This is a genomic window from Streptomyces sp. NPDC042638, assembly GCF_040647235.1.
Classification (GTDB): domain Bacteria; phylum Actinomycetota; class Actinomycetes; order Streptomycetales; family Streptomycetaceae; genus Streptomyces; species Streptomyces rameus.
In genome coordinates, this window is the sequence record NZ_JBEZBT010000015.1 from 88,602 (window position 1) to 105,480 (window position 16,879).

The 16,879-nt window shown below is 71.5% G+C and carries 13 protein-coding genes; 7 read left to right on the top strand and 6 right to left on the bottom strand.

All coding sequences use genetic code 11. The features are described 5' to 3' along the window. Positions 1 to 63 precede the first annotated feature (63 nt). Complete coding sequence (locus AB0B40_RS15285; RefSeq protein WP_362264074.1) at positions 64 to 783, bottom strand: hypothetical protein; 720 nt, start codon at positions 781 to 783, stop codon at positions 64 to 66. Positions 784 to 909: 126 nt separating this feature from the next. On the opposite strand from AB0B40_RS15285, the gene AB0B40_RS15290 reads away from it, so the two are divergent. Together AB0B40_RS15290 and AB0B40_RS15295 are read left to right on the top strand one after the other, a co-directional pair. Then, positions 910 to 2,121, top strand: a complete 1,212-nt coding sequence (locus tag AB0B40_RS15290; protein WP_345048228.1) for a pyridoxal phosphate-dependent aminotransferase — start codon at positions 910 to 912, stop codon at positions 2,119 to 2,121. Positions 2,122 to 2,209: 88 nt separating this feature from the next. Then, on the top strand, positions 2,210 to 2,635 hold the full coding sequence (locus AB0B40_RS15295; RefSeq protein WP_362264075.1) for a hypothetical protein: 426 nt from the start codon (positions 2,210 to 2,212) through the stop codon (positions 2,633 to 2,635). A gap of 278 nt (positions 2,636 to 2,913) precedes the next feature. On the opposite strand, the gene AB0B40_RS15300 is transcribed toward AB0B40_RS15295, so the two are convergent. Further along, positions 2,914 to 4,737, bottom strand: coding sequence for a phosphoenolpyruvate carboxykinase (GTP) (locus AB0B40_RS15300; RefSeq protein ID WP_345048225.1), 1,824 nt, complete (start codon positions 4,735 to 4,737; stop codon positions 2,914 to 2,916). A gap of 278 nt (positions 4,738 to 5,015) precedes the next feature. Here AB0B40_RS15300 and AB0B40_RS15305 point away from each other — a divergent pair, with 278 nt between their 5' ends. From AB0B40_RS15305 to AB0B40_RS15315, 3 genes are all read left to right on the top strand, one after another. Further along, complete coding sequence (locus AB0B40_RS15305) at positions 5,016 to 5,729, top strand: hemolysin III family protein (RefSeq protein WP_345048223.1); 714 nt, start codon at positions 5,016 to 5,018, stop codon at positions 5,727 to 5,729. 153 nt (positions 5,730 to 5,882) lie between these two features. Further along, the gene (locus AB0B40_RS15310) at positions 5,883 to 6,515 is read left to right on the top strand and encodes a TetR family transcriptional regulator (protein ID WP_345048222.1); all 633 of its coding nucleotides are present in this window, start codon (positions 5,883 to 5,885) and stop codon (positions 6,513 to 6,515) included. A 33-nt stretch (positions 6,516 to 6,548) separates the two neighbouring features. Further along, entirely contained in the window at positions 6,549 to 7,268 is a 720-nt protein-coding gene (locus AB0B40_RS15315) for a Mut7-C RNAse domain-containing protein (RefSeq protein WP_345048221.1), read from the top strand. On the opposite strand, the gene AB0B40_RS15320 is transcribed toward AB0B40_RS15315, so the two are convergent. Both AB0B40_RS15320 and AB0B40_RS15325 read right to left on the bottom strand, forming a co-directional pair. Next, complete coding sequence (locus tag AB0B40_RS15320; protein WP_362264076.1) at positions 7,265 to 9,802, bottom strand: galactose oxidase early set domain-containing protein; 2,538 nt, start codon at positions 9,800 to 9,802, stop codon at positions 7,265 to 7,267. The genes AB0B40_RS15315 and AB0B40_RS15320 overlap by 4 nt on opposite strands. 37 nt (positions 9,803 to 9,839) lie before the next feature. Further along, complete coding sequence (locus AB0B40_RS15325; RefSeq protein ID WP_345048217.1) at positions 9,840 to 11,270, bottom strand: glycosyltransferase family 39 protein; 1,431 nt, start codon at positions 11,268 to 11,270, stop codon at positions 9,840 to 9,842. A gap of 515 nt (positions 11,271 to 11,785) precedes the next feature. Between AB0B40_RS15325 and AB0B40_RS15330 the strand changes: the two genes are divergently transcribed. Both AB0B40_RS15330 and AB0B40_RS15335 read left to right on the top strand, forming a co-directional pair. Then, positions 11,786 to 13,012, top strand: coding sequence for a glycosyltransferase family 2 protein (locus tag AB0B40_RS15330; protein WP_362264091.1), 1,227 nt, complete (start codon positions 11,786 to 11,788; stop codon positions 13,010 to 13,012). Then, the gene (locus tag AB0B40_RS15335) at positions 13,009 to 14,217 is read left to right on the top strand and encodes a glycosyltransferase family 2 protein (RefSeq protein WP_345048215.1); all 1,209 of its coding nucleotides are present in this window, start codon (positions 13,009 to 13,011) and stop codon (positions 14,215 to 14,217) included. Before AB0B40_RS15330 ends, AB0B40_RS15335 begins: the two co-directional genes overlap by 4 nt. Positions 14,218 to 14,235: 18 nt before the next feature. Here the strand turns inward: AB0B40_RS15335 and AB0B40_RS15340 are convergent, their stop codons facing one another. Beyond that, positions 14,236 to 16,269, bottom strand: coding sequence for a thioredoxin domain-containing protein (locus AB0B40_RS15340; protein ID WP_362264077.1), 2,034 nt, complete (start codon positions 16,267 to 16,269; stop codon positions 14,236 to 14,238). Next, positions 16,250 to 16,840, bottom strand: a complete 591-nt coding sequence (locus tag AB0B40_RS15345; protein WP_362264078.1) for a helix-turn-helix domain-containing protein — start codon at positions 16,838 to 16,840, stop codon at positions 16,250 to 16,252. The genes AB0B40_RS15340 and AB0B40_RS15345 overlap by 20 nt, the downstream gene beginning before the upstream one ends. Positions 16,841 to 16,879: the final 39 nt, after the last annotated feature.

The window sequence follows — 16,879 nt, forward strand, 5'->3', positions numbered from 1 at the left end:
CGTCAGGCCGGGCCGTCAGGCCGGGCCACGCAGCTGGGCACCGGACGGGGCGGCGAAGCAGTGTCAGCGCGGGCGGTGGGGCCAGTCGTGACCGTGGTGCCCGTGGCGGGGCCCGGGCCACGCCGTGGCGGCGGACGACGCCGTGGGCGTGGGAGAGGCGGGGGGCGAGGTCACCGGCGCCGGACTGCCGCTCGGTGCGCGTGAGGTGGCGCTCGCGTCCGGGCCGCCGGCCGCAGGGGTCGGCGAGGACGCGGCGGACCGGACGGCGGTTGCCGGGGCCGGGGCGACGGCCGGCCCCGCGCCGGCCCGGGACGTCGGGGACGGGGACGTCGAGACCGGGGTCGTGGCCGTCGGGGCCGGAGCGTCGGCAGTCGTGCCGCTGCCGGCCGGCCCGTCGGCGACCCGTCCGCCGTCCGCGGGGCGGGACCCGCCCGGGGAACCCGATCCGGACAGACCGGCGATCAGCGCGACGGCTCCGGCCACCCCGAGGGAGCCGGCGACGACCGCCACCCGCCGACGGCCCCGCGCGCGCCGCCGCGCCCGGCGGCGCCCGTCGCGCCCCCCACCGGACCCGGGCGGCCCGGACTCCGGGGGCACCCGGGGCAGCTCACGCGTCTCGTCGTACGCGTTCTGCCAGCCGTGCGCGGCGGCGGGGTCGGCGTACTCCTCGTACGCGGGGGCAACGGTGGGCAACGGTTGGTACACCTTCGGCCGGATGCCCGGCGCACCGCCCGCCGCGTCCGCGCCGTACGGCCCCGCCTCGTACTCCCGTTCCGTGGACATGTCAGCGGATTCTAGGGACGCAAGTGGCTCCCGAGACAGCCAGAGGCGATTTCCGGGCAAAACTCGGTGTCTCACGTGGTGGAAAACACGGCCCGTGAGGCATTACCGGGTCGTAAGCTCACGGGCATGCAGGTGATCCAGTCGACCAAGCTCGCCAACGTCTGTTACGAGATCCGGGGTCCGGTTCTCGAAGAGGCCATGCGGCTGGAGGCGGCGGGCCACCGCATCCTCAAGCTCAACACCGGCAACCCGGCCGCCTTCGGCTTCGAGTGCCCGCCGGAGATCCTGGAGGACATCCTCCGCAACGTCTCCCACGCGCACGGCTACGGGGACGCCAAGGGCCTGCTCACCGCCCGCCGCGCGGTCGTCATGCACAACCAGACCCTCGGCATCGAGACGGACGTCGAGCACGTCTTCATCGGCAACGGCGTCTCCGAGCTGATCGTGATGGCGATGCAGGGGCTGCTGGACGACGGGGACGAGGTCCTCGTACCGGCACCGGACTACCCCCTGTGGACGGCGGCCGTCTCCCTCTCCGGCGGTACGGCGGTGCACTACCGCTGCGACGAGCAGTCCGACTGGATGCCCGACCTCGCCGACATCGAACGCAAGGTCACCGACCGCACCAAGGCGATCGTGATCATCAACCCGAACAACCCCACGGGCGCCGTCTACGACGAGGCGATGCTCAAGGGGCTGACGGACATCGCCCGCCGGCACAACCTGCTGGTCTGCTCCGACGAGATCTACGACAAGATCCTCTACGACGGCGCCACGCACACCCCGACCGCGAAGGTCGCCCCCGATCTGCTCACCCTGACCTTCAACGGCATGTCGAAGGCGTACCGGGTGGCCGGCTACCGCGTCGGCTGGATGTCGGTCTCCGGCCCGCGCGCCCACGCCGACTCCTACATCGAGGGCCTGACGATCCTGGCGAACATGCGACTGTGCGCCAACATGCCGGGCCAGCACGGGGTGGTCGCCGCGCTCGGCGGACGCCAGTCGATCAACGAGCTGGTACTGCCGGGCGGGCGGCTGAAGGAGCAGATGGACACCGCCTACGAGCTGCTGACCCAGATCCCCGGCGTGAGCTGCGTCCGGCCGAAGGGCGCGCTGTATCTGTTCCCGCGCCTGGACCCGCAGGTCTTCAAGGTCAGGGACGACCGGCAGCTGGTCCTGGACCTGCTGCGCCAGGAGAAGATCATGGTCGTGCAGGGCACCGGCTTCAACTGGCCGGAACCTGATCACTTCCGGGTGGTGACCCTGCCGACCGTCGGCGATCTGCGCGACGCGGTGACCAGGATCGGGAACTTCCTGGACGGATACGGCCAGCCGTAGTCGACGGACTTCACTCCGTGAATCGACTCAACTTTAGACGAAATCCAAGCTAAGATGGTTTCCTGTCAGAGCACAGGAGGCCATCCCCATGTACGAACCGATCCGCACCAAGTCGGTCCACACCACGATGGCCGGCACCGCTTCCGACTTCCCCCACCGGTCGCGCGAGGAGGAGCTGGACATCCAGCTCGCCGGGCACCTCGCCGCACTGCTCGCGGTCACCGACGAGCTGCGCGCCCTGACCCCGTCCGCCGACCTGGACACGGCCGCGGAGCGCCTCGCGGCGCAGGTGGCCCGCCTGCGGGGAGGACGTCCGCCACTGCGGGCGGCATCGGCCGCGGCCGACGACCCGTGCGCGCTGCACCAGCGGGCGCACACCCTCGCCGGCCGGGCACTGGTGGTCGCCGCCTCGCGCGCGGACACGGCCGCGGCGATCCTCGCGGCGGAGCGGATGGACGCCCACGGTGCCGCCCCGAAGCCGGCCGGGCCGAAGGAACTCAGCTCGGCCGGCTGACCCCCGCCGGGGGGTCCCCCTGTCGGCCCCGGTCCGCGTGCACCCGCAGCGACGCGCGGACCGGGCGCCACACACCGCGTGGGGCCTGGCGGAAGGCGCCGCTCGCCGTCGGAGGCTTCGCCGTTGTGTCGTACACGCGGTGTCCGCGGGACCGCCTGCAGTGAGCACGAGGGGCCCCGCACGCCGTTGTGCGGGGCCCCTCGGGGTTGTGCCACGGCCGGTCGTGACGATCGCTGGTCAGGGCACACCCCGGCCGGCCGTGGGGTCTTGGGCGGGCGTCAGCCCAGGCGCTCCACCAGCGCGCGGTACTGGTCCCACAGCTCCTTCGGGGTGTGGTCGCCGAAGGTGTCGAGGTGCTCGGGGATCAGGGCCGCCTCCTCGCGCCAGACCTCCTTGTCGACCGTGAGCAGGAAGTCCAGGTCGCTGCTGTCCAGTTCGAGGCCGTCGGTGTCCAGCGCGTCCCGCGTCGGCAGCACGCCGATGGGGGTCTCGACGCCCTCGGCCTTGCCGTTCAGCCGCTCCACGATCCACTTCAGGACACGGGAGTTCTCGCCGAAGCCGGGCCAGACGAACTTGCCCTCGTCGTTCTTGCGGAACCAGTTGACGTAGTAGATCTTCGGCAGCCTGGACTGGTCCCTGTCCTTGGCGACGTCGATCCAGTGGGCCATGTAGTCGCCCATGTTGTAGCCGCAGAACGGCAGCATCGCGAAGGGGTCGCGGCGCAGCTCGCCGACCTTTCCCTCGGCGGCGGCCGTCTTCTCGGAGGCCACGTTGGCGCCGAGGAAGACACCGTGGTTCCAGTCGAAGGACTCCGTCACCAGCGGCACCGCACTGGCGCGGCGGCCACCGAAGAGGATCGCCGAGATCGGCACGCCCTTCGGGTCCTCCCACTCCGGCGCGATGATCGGGCACTGCGAGGCGGGCACGGTGAAGCGGGCGTTGGGGTGGGCGGCCGGGGTCCCGGACTCCGGCGTCCAGTCGTTGCCCTTCCAGTCGGTCAGGTGGGCGGGCGCCTCCTCGGTCATACCCTCCCACCAGACGTCGCCGTCGTCGGTGAGCGCGACGTTGGTGAAGACCGCGTTGCCCCACAGGGTCTTCATCGCGTTGGCGTTGGTGTGCTCACCGGTGCCGGGCGCGACGCCGAAGAAGCCGGCCTCGGGGTTGATCGCGTAGAGGCGGCCGTCCTCGCCGAAGCGCATCCAGGCGATGTCGTCGCCGATGGTCTCCACGGTCCAGCCGGAGATCGTGGGCTCCAGCATGGCGAGGTTGGTCTTGCCGCAGGCGCTCGGGAAGGCGGCGGCGACGTACTTGGACTCGCCCTGCGGCGGGGTCAGCTTGAGGATCAGCATGTGCTCGGCGAGCCAGCCCTCGTCACGCGCCATGACGGAGGCGATGCGCAGGGCGTAGCACTTCTTGCCCAGCAGGGCGTTGCCGCCGTAGCCGGAGCCGTAGGACCAGATCTCGCGGTCCTCGGGGAAGTGCGAGATGTACTTGGTGGAGTTGCAGGGCCACGGGACGTCCTCCTGGCCCGCCTCCAGCGGGGCGCCGAGGGTGTGGACGGCCTTGACGAAGAAGCCCTCGTCGCCCAGCTCGTCCAGGACGGCCTGCCCCATGCGCGTCATCGTGCGCATGGACACGGCGACGTACGCGGAGTCGGTGATCTCCACGCCGAGCGCGGAGAGCGGGGAGCCGAGCGGGCCCATGCAGAACGGGACGACGTACATCGTGCGGCCCCGCATCGAGCCCCGGAACAGGCCCTTCTCACCGGAGAAGATCTCCCGCATCTCGGCGGGGGCCTTCCAGTGGTTGGTGGGACCGGCGTCCTCCTCCTTCTCGGAGCAGATGAAGGTGCGGTCCTCGACGCGCGCGACGTCGGTCGGGTCGGAGGCGGCGTAGTAGGAGTGCGGGCGCTTGATCGGGTCGAGCTTCTTGAACGTTCCCTTGGCGACCAGTTCCTCGCACAGCCGCTCGTACTCGGCCTCGGAGCCGTCACACCAGACCACGCTGTCCGGCTGCGTCAGTTCGACGATCTCGTTGACCCACGAGATCAGTTCCTGGTGGTTGGTGGGGACGACGGTGGGAGCCGCGATATCGCGCGCCACGATTGCTCCTAAATGAGGGATTTTTGTGGTGTTCGCCCCGTGGGGGCCTCGACCCGGACGCTTCGTAGCCGCTCATCCGGTGCCGACCGCACTCATTTGATCATCCGAGTTTAGTGCGCATCTGTCCAGAGCGCATCACAGGTGAGCGGCGTGAGGAATCCCACGGTTACCGCGACTCTTTGCGTCCACGAGGGGTTCAACTGAAGGACTTTTTGCCAGGCGACTTTGTTGACCGCGCATTGATCGGCGACTTACGGCGACCTCGGTACCATGCGGCCATGACTGTGTCCGCCTCCGACGCGCCTCAGGACACGCCGGCCGCCGGCCGCGGTCCCGTCGCGCTCTCCTTGCCGCACCCGGTCAAGCCCAGGCTGCGCGGCTGGCTGCACCTCGGCATGTTTCCGGCCGTACTCATCGCGGGCCTCGTGCTCACCGCCCTCGCCGACTCGGCCAGAGGCCGCATCGCCTGCGGCATCTACGTCCTGACGGCCTGTCTCCTCTTCGGCGTCAGCGCGCTGTACCACCGGGGCGACTGGAGCCCCCGGATGGACGGCGTGCTGCGCCGCCTCGACCACGCCAACATCTTCCTGATCATCGCCGGTACCTACACCCCGCTGACCATGCTGCTGCTGCCCGGCGCCAAGGGGCAGTGGCTGCTGTGGGGCATCTGGGCCGCCGCGGCGGCCGGCATCGTCTTCCGCGTCTTCTGGGTCGGCGCCCCTCGCTGGCTCTACACGCCCTGCTACCTCGCGATGGGCTGGGCGGCCGTCTTCTACCTGCCCGACTTCCTGCGCGAGGGCGGCATCGCCGTCCTGGTCCTGGTGGTCGTCGGCGGCCTGCTCTACAGTGCCGGCGGCGTGATCTACGGCATCAAGCGCCCGAACCCGTCACCGCGCTGGTTCGGCTTCCACGAGGTCTTCCACTCCCTGACCCTCGCCGCGTTCGTCGTGCACTACGTCGGGATCTCGCTGGTGGCCTACCAGCACGCGTAGCCCCTCCCCCATCCCCTCCCGGCCACGGCTCAGCAGAGTCGTGGCCGTTTCCCGTCGCCCGGCAGCGTGGTTCTTTTGACAGCGACATGTTTGTGACAGTGCATCCCAGCCGGGAGAGGGGTTCTCCGGGACCGATTGCCGGAGAATGACCCCATGACGGCCGCACCCTCCCCCTGCTCCCCCGCCGACCGCCCCCGCCCCGGACTGCGGGAGCGGAAGAAGACCAAGACCCGTGAGGCGATCCGCACGGCGACCTACGCGCTGGTCAGGGAGCAGGGGTACGACGCCACGACGATCGAGCAGATCGCCGAGCGGGCCGAGGTGTCGCCGTCGACCGTCTTCCGTTACTTCCCGACCAAGGAGGACATCGTCCTCACGGACGAGTACGAGCCGCTGATGCTGGAGGAGCTGCGCGCACGGCCCGAGGACGAGCCGTGGACGGACTCCCTCCGGCACGTGGTGCGCAGGGCCCTCGACCTGAGCGAGGAGGAGGACCCGGAGGTGCTCCGGCTGCGGGCCCGCCTCGGCGTCCAGGTGCCCGCCGTCCGCTCCCGGCACTTCGAGAACATGTCCCGGACCGGCCGCCTGCTCCGCCGGGCCATCGCGGAGCGCACGGGCCGCGACCCGGAGAGCCTTGAGGTGCGCGTCAGCGCGATGGCCCTCGTCGGCGGGCTGATGGAGGTCACCATGTACTGGGCGGAGAACGGCTTCGACGGCGAGCTGAGGGACCTCGTGGAGCGGGCCCTGGACGTCATGGAGCACGGTCTCGGCCCCGGAAATCCCTGAGGCCCACGGCACCGCCCGTGGCATCCTGACGGGGTGAACGGAACGCGGATCCACGTGGAAGTCGCCCCCGAGCTGCACCTGTTCGTACCGGCCGGCCGCCGCGGCGCGGCCACGGCCCTGGCCACGGACGGCGTCTCGACACTCGGTCACGTCGTCGAGTCCCTCGGAGTTCCGCTCACCGAGGTCGGCACGCTGGTCGTGGACGACCGTGAGGTGCCCGTCTCGCACATTCCCGCGGCGGGCGAGCGCGTCTCGGTCCGTGCGGTGAAACGTCCGCAACAGGTCCCCGGCGCTCCCCTCCGCTTCCTCCTCGACGTCCACCTCGGCACGCTGGCCCGCCGGCTGCGGCTGCTCGGCGTGGACGCGGCCTACGAGTCGACGGACATCGGCGACCCGGCGCTCGCCGCACGCTCGGCGGCCGAACAGCGGGTCATGCTCAGCCGGGACCGGGGCCTGCTGCGCCGCCGGGAACTGTGGGCCGGCGCCTTCGTCTACAGCACCCGCCCCGACGACCAGCTCCAGGACGTGCTGGACCGCTTCGCCCCCGAGCTGCGCCCCTGGACCCGCTGCACCGCCTGCAACGGCCTGCTGAGGGAGGCCACCAAGGAGGAGGTCGCCGACCAGCTCAAGGGCGGCACCCAGCGGTCGTACGACGTCTTCGCCCAGTGCACGGCCTGCGGTCGCGCGTACTGGAAGGGCGCGCACCACGAACAGCTGGAAGCCATCGTGGGGCGCGCCCTGAAGGAGCGCTAGCGCCTGCCCAGGTCCCCCTTCCCGCAGGCGGTGCCGTCCCCGTCGCGGTCCAGGTGGTGCCGGTCGCGGCCGTGCACCGCCAGGCGGCCGTAGCCCCTGGCGAGCAGCCAGGCGCACCGGTCGGCCCGCGGCATCTTCGGGAACGTCCACGGCACGCACTGGTTGATCCGGCCGTAGGCGTGGTCGCAGCCGTCGTAGCCCTCGGCCACCTTCACGCCGGTGTGCCGGTGCGCCGTCCCGTGCGCCGTCCCGTGCGCCATGCCGTTCATGCCGTTCATGCCGCTCATGCCGCTCATGCCGCTCATGCCGTCCGTGGCGCTCGTGCTCTGCCCGCTCGCCTTGAGTTCGTCGGCGAAGGACTGCACCCGGGCCGCGGCGACCTGGCCCTCAGAGCCGACGCGGACCCACTTGGCCACCGACGGCACGCCGTTCGCGTCGACCACCGACAGCATGTACCAGCCGGGCGGTGCCAGGTTCGGGTTGCTGGTCAGACTGAGGTCGACGGTGTTGCCGTCGACCGTCATCGGCAGGTCGACGTAGCGCTGGTTGGGGTCGGAGGAGTGGGTGACGGCGGCCGGGCGGATCAGGGAGGCCTTCACCACCGGCTTGTCGACGGTGATGCGCTGCGAGCTTCCGTACGTCCAGCGGGTGCTCGCGACGGAGGTGATCTGCGGCCGGTCGCCCTTGAACAGGTACGGCGGCTCGTAGATCGACACGCGCTGGTCGAAGGAGCCGTCACCGGGGTTGTTGCCGATGCTGAGGACGCGGCCGTCCGGGAGCAGGGTGGACGAGGAGTGGTAGGTCCGCGGCACCGGGTCGGTGGCCAGGCCCGCCTGGAACGTGTTGGTGGCCGGGTCGTACAGGGACGCCTCGAAGACGGGGTCCTCGCGGTAGGTGTGCAGGGCGCCGCCGGTCTCCAGGACCTTGCCGTCGGGCAGGATCACGGCGGAGACGTAGACCTTGCCCTGGGCGCCGGTCTGCGGGCTGCCGTCGGTGTAGTGGCCCTGCGGCAGGTCGGGGGCCGGGACGTACCCCGGGGAGCCGGCCTTCATGTCGATCAGGTCGACCAGCCGGTTGGCGTCCGGCGAGACGGTGTGGTTGCCGCCGCCCATGGTGAGGACCCTCTGGTCCTGGGCGGGAGGCAGCAGCACCGACATGGACTCGTCGCGCTCGTCCTTCTTGCGCAGTCCGGGCACCTCGCTGATGGTCCCGGCGTCGTAGTCGTAGACGGAGGCGCCGGTGCCGGGCAGGCCGGGGCCGAAGACATGGCTGCCGGTGTAGAAGAGGCGGCCGTCCTGGAGCAGGATCATCGACGGGTACAGGCCCCAGAAGGACCACGCCTGCTTGGCCTCGCCCATCGGCAGCCACTTGTTCTGGGCGTAGGAGAAGTGCTCGTTGACGACCGTGCCGGCGGAGTCCTCGCCGAGACCGCCGAGCGCGACGACGTCACCGTTGCCCATCTCGGTGGCGGACGGGTACCAGTGGCCGGCCAGCATGTCGTTGGCCCTGACGTACTTGTTCTGGGCCGGGTCGAAGATGTAGCTGGTCCTCAGGCCCTTGTAGCCGACGCTGCCGTCGGGTGACGCGTAGTCCTTGTTGCCGCCGACCACCAGCACCCGGCCGTCCGGGAGCTGGACGTGCCCCGCGCAGAAGAAGTCCTGCGGGGTGGGGATGTCGGTGTAGGTGCCGGTGGCCGGGTCGAACAGGGTGGTCTTGAAGGTGCCGGCGGCGAACGCGGCCCGGTCGTTGCCGGATCCGGCGATCAGCAGCACCTTGCCGGTGTGCAACAGCACCGAGTGGATGGCGCGCACCGGGGAGTCGACGGACTGCACGGTCCACCTGCCCCGGCACTCCGGGCCGGTGCCCCCTGCCGTGCAGGGGTCCGGGTCGGCGAGGACGGTGGCGTCGGTCATCGCGTAGTCGTCGGTGGTGAGGGTGCCGACGCCGTACAGGGCACCGCCCCAGGTGACCTGGTCGGTGTGGGGCGGGATGACCGGGGTGCGCACCTCGGTGCGGGTCCAGCCGGCCGCCTGGGGCAGGGTCTTGAGGTCGGTCCAGTAGACCCAGCCCTGGGTGGTGTCGTGCCGGAACAGGGTGAACGCCACGTCCGGTGTCGTGGACTTGTACCAGAACGACAGGTCGTACTGGTGGCCGGGAGTGACCAGCGGGGCGCAGGAGTTCTCCAGCATCATCGTCTTGCGGTCGCCGTCGCCGCGCCGGGTCAGCTGGATACGGACGGCACGGCTGCCGCTGTGGGCGTCGTCGGTGACGGCGAAGGAGAAGTCGTTGTCGCCCCAGCCGGACTTCTCGAAGCACCGCGGGAACCGGGCCGGTCCGTCGAGTACCTCCAGGCCGGGGTTCTGCACCAGGTTGGTCGCGGCGGTGGCGTGCTCGGCGCCGAGCGGGCCGAGGCCGAGCGCGGCGGTGAACAGCAGCAGGGCGGTGAGCAGCAGGCGGTGCCGGCCGGGCCGGGCTCTGGACGGTCGGCCCGGGCGGTGCGCGCCCGGGCGGCAGGGCATGACGGTGTACGGCATGGCGGGTCCCCCCTCGATCGGTGACGGGTCCTGCGGATCAGCCGGCGCGGCCGATCCGGAGGATGTCGATCCGGCCGCCGCCCTCCCCGAAGGTGGCGACCGGTGTGCCGTGCGCGAACAGGGCCCGCAGCGTGGGCAGATGCTCGCGCTCGCCGCGCAGGGCGGGCGTGGACACCACGTAGTCGATGTCCTTCCAGCCGTGCGGCAGTGTCTTGGTGACGGCCGGGTCCTGGTCCAGCTTGTAGTGCCAGATGACGCCGGTGCCCGGCCGGTATCCGGCGTCGGCGGCATCCAGCCAGAGCACGCCGTCGGTGACCAGGCGGACCTTGTCCCGGTCGCCGGTGTCCGTCTCGCGCAGCCAGCGGGCGGCGTCGCGGTAGACGCGGTTGTCGTCGGCGGTGGTGGCGAGTCGGTCCTGGTGGTACCAGGCGGGGCCGGCGACCGCCGCGGCGGCGAGGACCACGGCGAGTGCGGCGGCGGCCCGCAGCCGGGGCCGGCCGGGCAGCCGCTCGATCAGGACCTGGACGAGTCCGGCGAGGGTCAGCGCGAGGAAGGGCAGCACCTGCGCGATGTACATCTGCGGCAGGTATCCGCCCGGCCTGAGCGCGACCAGGGCGAGCACCAGGACGGCCAGGGCGGCGGGCCGCAGCCGGCGCACCGGCAGCGCGCACAGCGCGGCCACGGCGCCGCCGATGAGCAGGTACGGGTCACGGGCGAGCCAGTCCGTGAACAGCTGGTGGGCGTCGGTGCCGGCCCGGAAGGCGGAACCGCTGCCCTGGCGTCCGCCGAGCTGGAACGTGAGCGTGCCGAGCAGCGACACATGCCCGGCGCCGGGCAGCAGCTCGCCCTTGAGCAGGGCGTACAGCGGATAGAACAGGCCGGTCAGCACGAAGCCGGAGAAGAAGCCGGCCAGGGAGAACTTGCGGGTGCTGGAGTGGCTGCCCTGCCACATCGCCACCAGCAGCACCGGCAGCAGGACGCCGATGGTCTCCTTGGAGAGCACCGCGAGCGCGAAGGACATGCCGGCCGCGACGTGGTGCCACAGGTGGCGGCGCGGCGAGAGGGCGAAGGCGAACGCGGCGAGCGCCCACGGGACGGCGAAGTTGTCCAGGTAGATCTGCCGGTGCAGCACCACCGCGAGCGGCGAGAGCGCGTACAGCAGGACGGCGCCCGCGGCGGTGGGCCGGGCCAGGCCGAGCCGGCGGCCGACGGCGTAGACGAGGACGCAGGTCACGGCGGCCACCGGGAGCATGGCGAGCCGGCCCTGGACGAAGGTGGGCAGACCGGGCCGGAGCAGATCCGGCAGCCAGGAGACCGCGCTGAGCTGTATCCAACCGAGCGGCGGGTGGTCGTACCAGTAGGTGTAGTGCGCGAGTTCTCCGTGCCGGACGGCCCAGGCCTGCGCGAGATAGGTGCCCTCGTCGTCGTTCGGAAACGGGTATTTCCCGATTCCCCGCGCGCGTAGCACGAGCGCGATGATGATTACCGGCGCAACCCAGAAATAATCGGGTCGAAACAATGTGCGGCGCGCCGCGTGCCGCTCCGCTTGTGCATTATCGGCCGCCGGTCGGAGCACAACGGCAGTCCCCATACGGAATCCCCCACCCCCACTTAAGGCCCGACACGCCTCAGGGACCTCCCCCTTGAACCCCCTGAGAAATCGGGCAGGCCGCAGCATGATGGCACAGGTCGCCCCACTCCATGTGCGGAACATAAGATTCCGATCGTGGGCGGAGGCCGCATTGCCGGGGAAATGGCAAACCTGCTAGCTTCACTGGAAAGCTCGCCGCGACCGCTTTACGGTCACGCGGGAAATACCCCCGGAAGACCGGGGGAAGCAGCGTCCACAGGGTCCGGGGGGAACCGGGGGGTTTGATTCGGGCCCGAATGATCGCGTTCCGCTGCGCGAGTACGAGGAAGACCAGGGAACCGAGGGGGGAATTCGTGGTCTCCGCTGTCCTGTTCATCGATTCCGTCGTCCTGATGGTGGCCGCCGGCGTCACGCTGTGGTGGATGCTCCATGCCTGGCGCACCCCGGAGACACTCCAGTCCACGGCGTTCGCCGAGCCCGACGGCAAGGCCGGCCTGTCCTTCTCGCTGCTGGTCCCGGCCCGGCACGAGGAGGCCGTCCTGCGGCACACCGTCGAGCAGATGCTCCGCATCGGCCATCCGTCCTACGAGATCCTGGTGATCGTCGGCCACGACGACCCGGGCACCGCCGCCATCGCCGCCCAACTCGCCGAGGAGCACCCGGAGAAGGTCCGCACGGTCGTCGACACCCACAAGGCGAAGAACAAGCCGCGCGCCCTGAACACCGCGCTGCCGCACGCCCGCGGGCAGGTCATCGGGGTCTTCGACGCCGAGGACGTCGTCCACCCCGAACTGCTGGGCCACGTCGACTTCGCCTTCCGGCGGGACAACGCCGACGTCGTCCAGGGCGGCGTCCAGCTGATCAACTACCAGAGCAGCTGGTACAGCCTGCGCAACTGCCTGGAGTACTTCTTCTGGTTCCGCAGCCGGCTGCACCTGCACGCCCGCAAGGGCTTCATACCGCTGGGCGGCAACACCGTCTTCGTCCGCTCCGAGCTGCTGCGGCGGACCGGCGGCTGGGACGGCGACTGCCTCGCCGAGGACTGCGATCTGGGCGTACGGCTCTCCAGCGGCGGCGCCAGGGTCGTCGTCGCCTACCACTCCGCGCTCGTCACCCGCGAGGAGACACCCGACACCCTCAAGGGCCTCTACAAGCAGCGCACCCGCTGGAACCAGGGGTTCCTCCAGGTGCTGCGCAAGGGCGAGTGGCGGCAGCTGCCCGGCGTCGGCCAGCGGCTGCTCGCCCGCTACACGCTGAGCACCCCGTTCGTGCAGGCGGCGACCGGTGTGATGATCCCGCTCGGCATCCTGGCCGCGCTGATCGGCGGCGTACCGCTGCCGTTCTCGCTGTTCGCCTGGCTGCCCATGATCCCGATGGCCGCCATGGTGGTCTTCGAGGCCGTGGCGCTGCACGACTTCGGCAAGGAGTACGGCTTCCGCATAGGTGTCCGGCACTACGTCAAGCTCATCGCCGGCGGGCCGGTGTACGCGGTCGTCCTGGCCGCCGCCGCGCTGCGCGCGGTGTGGCGCGAGTACACCGGGCGGCACGACTGGGAGCTGACCTCCCATGTCGGCGCCCATCTGCCCGTGCAGACCCCGCAGCCCCAGGAGGCCCGGTGACGGCGCTGCCCGCCGACGTGTCGGTCGTCGTACCGACGTTCAACGAAGCCGACAACATCCACGCGTTGCTCACCCGCGTCGCCGCCGCCGTCCCGGCCGGGCCGCGTATCGAGGTGGTCTTCGCCGACGACTCCACGGACCACACCTGCGCGGTGATCGAGAGGGAGGCCGCGCACTGCCCCTTCCCGGTGGTGCTGCACCACCGGGAGGAGCCGGCCGGGGGTCTCGGCGGCGCGGTGGTGGAGGGGTTCACCCGCGCCACGGCACCCTGGATCGTCGTCATCGACGCCGACCTCCAGCACCCGCCCGAGCTGATCCGCGAGCTGGTCGCACAAGGCGAGTCGACCGGCGCCGAGCTGGTCGTCGCCAGCCGTTACGCCGCCGGCGGCGACCGCGGCGGCCTGGCCGGCGGCTACCGCAGACTCGTCTCCGGCTCCTCGACCCGGCTGGCCAAGTCCCTCTTCCCGCGGGCACTGAGCGGGCTCAGCGACCCGATGAGCGGCTTCTTCGCCATCCGCCGTACGGCCGTGGACCGGGCCGCCACCGAGGACGAGGGCCTGCAGCCGCTCGGCTACAAGATCCTGCTGGAACTGGCGGTACGGTGCCGGCCGCGCGGGGTCGCCGAGGTGCCGTACGCCTTCGGCGAGCGGCACGCGGGCACGTCCAAGTCGACGGCGAGGGAGGGCCTGCGCTTCCTGCGCCATCTGATCACCCTGCGCACCGCCGACCCGCGGGCCCGCGCGGTGGTGTTCGGACTGGTCGGCCTGTCCGGCTTCGTCCCCAACCTCGCCCTGCTGTGGCTGCTGACCGTGACCGCCCCCGACCTGTCGTACGCACCGGCCGAGATCATCGCCAACCAGGCCGGACTGCTGTGGAACTTCGCCCTGGTCGATTCCTTCGTCTACCGCAACCAGCGCCGCCACCACCGGCGTTCGGTACGGCTGCTCACCTTCGCGGGGGTCGGCAACGCCGACCTGGTGGCCCGGATCCCGCTCGCCGCGCTGCTCATCGCGGGCGGGGGCATGACGGCGCTGCCGGCGACCGCGCTCAGCATGGCGATCGTGTTCACGGCCCGCTTCCTGGTCGTGGACCGCTGGCTGTACCGGCGGCTGCGCGGCCGGCCGACGGCTCCCGCGGCCGTGCCGGGCGCGGCGGCCGCGGTGACGGGTCCGGTACCGGAGCCGGTGCCGGACCCGTCGGGCTGACGGGAGCGGGCGGTCCGGTCAGGAAGACGTCAGCCGGGCCCGCAGAGCCGCCGGGTCCGTCACCGGCAGATCGCAGACGAAGCCCCGGCAGACGTACGCGGTCGGTGCGCCGTCGACGAGGGTGCGGTCGGCGAGGAGCGGGAACTCGTCGCTGCCGGGGGTGCCGAAGGCGACGACGGCCCCCGGAGCGGCGCCCAGCAGCGCCGTCCGGTGCAGGGCGGCCGTCCGCTCGTCGTCCAGGGCCGGTCCGGCCACGGCCACCTCGCGTGGCCCGTCGAGCAGCGCCTCGGCGACGGCGAGCCCCCACCCGATGAACCGGGGCACGCGCGGTCCGAGGGTCTTCACGACCCCCAGCGCCCGCTCGGCCGCCTCCCGGTGCGGTGCGGAACCGGTGTGGGCCGCGTAGCTCAGCAGCGCACCGGCCGCGGCGGTCCAGCCGGAGGGCGCGGCGTTGTCGGTGGGGTCCTGGGGCCGGCGGATGAGCTGCTCGGCGTCGGAGGCGGTGTCGAACAGGGCACCGGTCGCCGGGTCGGCGAAGCGGGCGAGCACATGGCCGAGCAGCAGGCCGGCGAAGTCCAGCCAGACACCCTCCCCGGTCACCGAGGCGAGCGCGAGGAAACCCTCGGCGACGTCGGCGTAGTCCTCCAGGACGCCCGCGTTGGCGCCGACGCGGCCGTCCCTGCTGGTGCGGGCGAGCCGGCCGTGTTCGTCCAGGTGGACGCGGACGAGCAGATCGGCGGCGCCGAGGGCGGCCTCGGTCAGGTCGGGCCGGCCGAAGTAGGCGCCGGTCTCGGCGAGCGCGGCGACGGCGAGCCCGTTCCAGGCGGCGACGACCTTGTCGTCCCGGCCGGGGGCGGGCCGCCGGCCCCTGGCGGCGAGGAGCCGCTCCTTCACCGAGGCGACCTTCTCGGCGTCGAAGACTCCCTCGGTCTGCGGGAGCTGCAGGACGGACTGTCCGTGCTCGAAGGTGCCCTCGTCGGTCACCGCGAAGTACTGGGCGGCGAGCCGGCCGTCTTCCTCGCCGAGGACGGCACCCAGCTGCTCCGGCGTCCAGACGTAGTACGCCCCCTCGACGTGCCGGCCCGTGCCGTCGTCGCTGTCGGCGTCGAGCGCGGACGCGAACCCGCCCTCCGCGGTACGCAGTTCGCGGACCATGAACTCGGCGGTCTCCAGCGCGACCCGCCGGGCGAGGTCCGAGCCGGTGGCCCGCCACAGGTGGGCGTAGACCCGGCAGAGCAGGGCGTTGTCGTACAGCATCTTCTCGAAGTGCGGCACGACCCAGTCGCGGTCGACGGAGTACCGGGCGAAGCCGCCGCCGAGCTGGTCGTACAGACCGCCCCGCGCCATCCGCTCACAGGTGTCCTGGGCCATCTGCAGCGCGCCCTCGGCGCCGGTGCGCGCGTGGTGCCGCAGCAGGAACTCCAGCACCATGGACGGCGGGAACTTGGGCGCGCCGCCGAATCCGCCGCGCTGCGGGTCGTACTCGCGGGTGAGGCCGAGGAGGGCCTGGGCCAGTTCCTGCTCGCCGGGGGCCTCGGCGGCCTGCCGGACGATCTCCCGCTGGGACAGGTCGCGCACGATCTTCCCGGCGACCTCGCTGACCTCGTCGTGCCGGGTGCTCCAGGCCTGCTGCACGCCTTCCAGGACCTGCCGGAAGGAGGGCATGCCATGGCGCGGCGCGGGCGGGAAGTAGGTGCCGAAGTAGAACGGCTCCCCGTCCGCGGTGAGGAACACGGTCATGGGCCAGCCGCCCTGACCGGTGGCCGCCTGGACGGCCTCCATGTAGACGGCGTCCACGTCCGGCCGCTCCTCGCGGTCGACCTTGACGCTGACGAAGTGCTCATTGAGGTAGTCGGCGGTGGCCCGGTCCTCGAAGGACTCGTGGGCCATGACGTGGCACCAGTGGCAGCTGCTGTACCCGACGCTCAGCAGCACGGGTTTGTTCGTCCTGCGGGCCTCGTCGAAGGCCTCGGCCGACCACGGCCACCAGTCGACGGGGTTGTCGGCGTGCTGGAGCAGATACGGGGACGTCTCATGGGCCAGTCGGTTCACCGTTCCACTCTCCCACGGGCTCCGGCACCGCGTAGAAACGCATGAGCACCGGGCGTGCCCCGTCCGGTGCCTCCTCGCGCGGGGTGCCGTAGCGGTCCAGCAGAGCGTGGTACTCCCGCATGAAGGCGGCCAGTTCCTCTCTGGTGAGCCAGGTGCCGTGGCGCTGGACCTGGGCCCAGCCCTCGGGGCCGCGGTACTCGTGGTGGGCGCGGCGGTACAGGGCGGTGTCGAACTCGATCTTCAGCTCGGCCAGCTCGGCCGCTGCCGCGTACTCCTCGGGGGCCATGGTGGCCGGGTCGGGCGTGGTGTGCCGGAAGGGCAGCGCCCGCCACCAGCGCTCCCGGCCGCCGGACTTCTCCGGGATCTCCTCGATGAGCCGCTGCTCGGCGAGTTTGCGCAGGTGGTAGCTGGTCGTTCCGGAGCTCTCGCCGAGTTCGCGGGCGAGGCCGGTGGAGTTCGCCTCACCGTGCCGGCCGAGGTAGTCGAGGATGCGGCGGCGCAGGGGGTTGCCGAGGGACTTGTAGAGGGCGGTGCGCTCCAGGCTGGTCATCTCGGGCAGGCCGTCGGTCATGGGGTCACGGTAACCCCGGGCGATGCCGGGCGGTCCCGG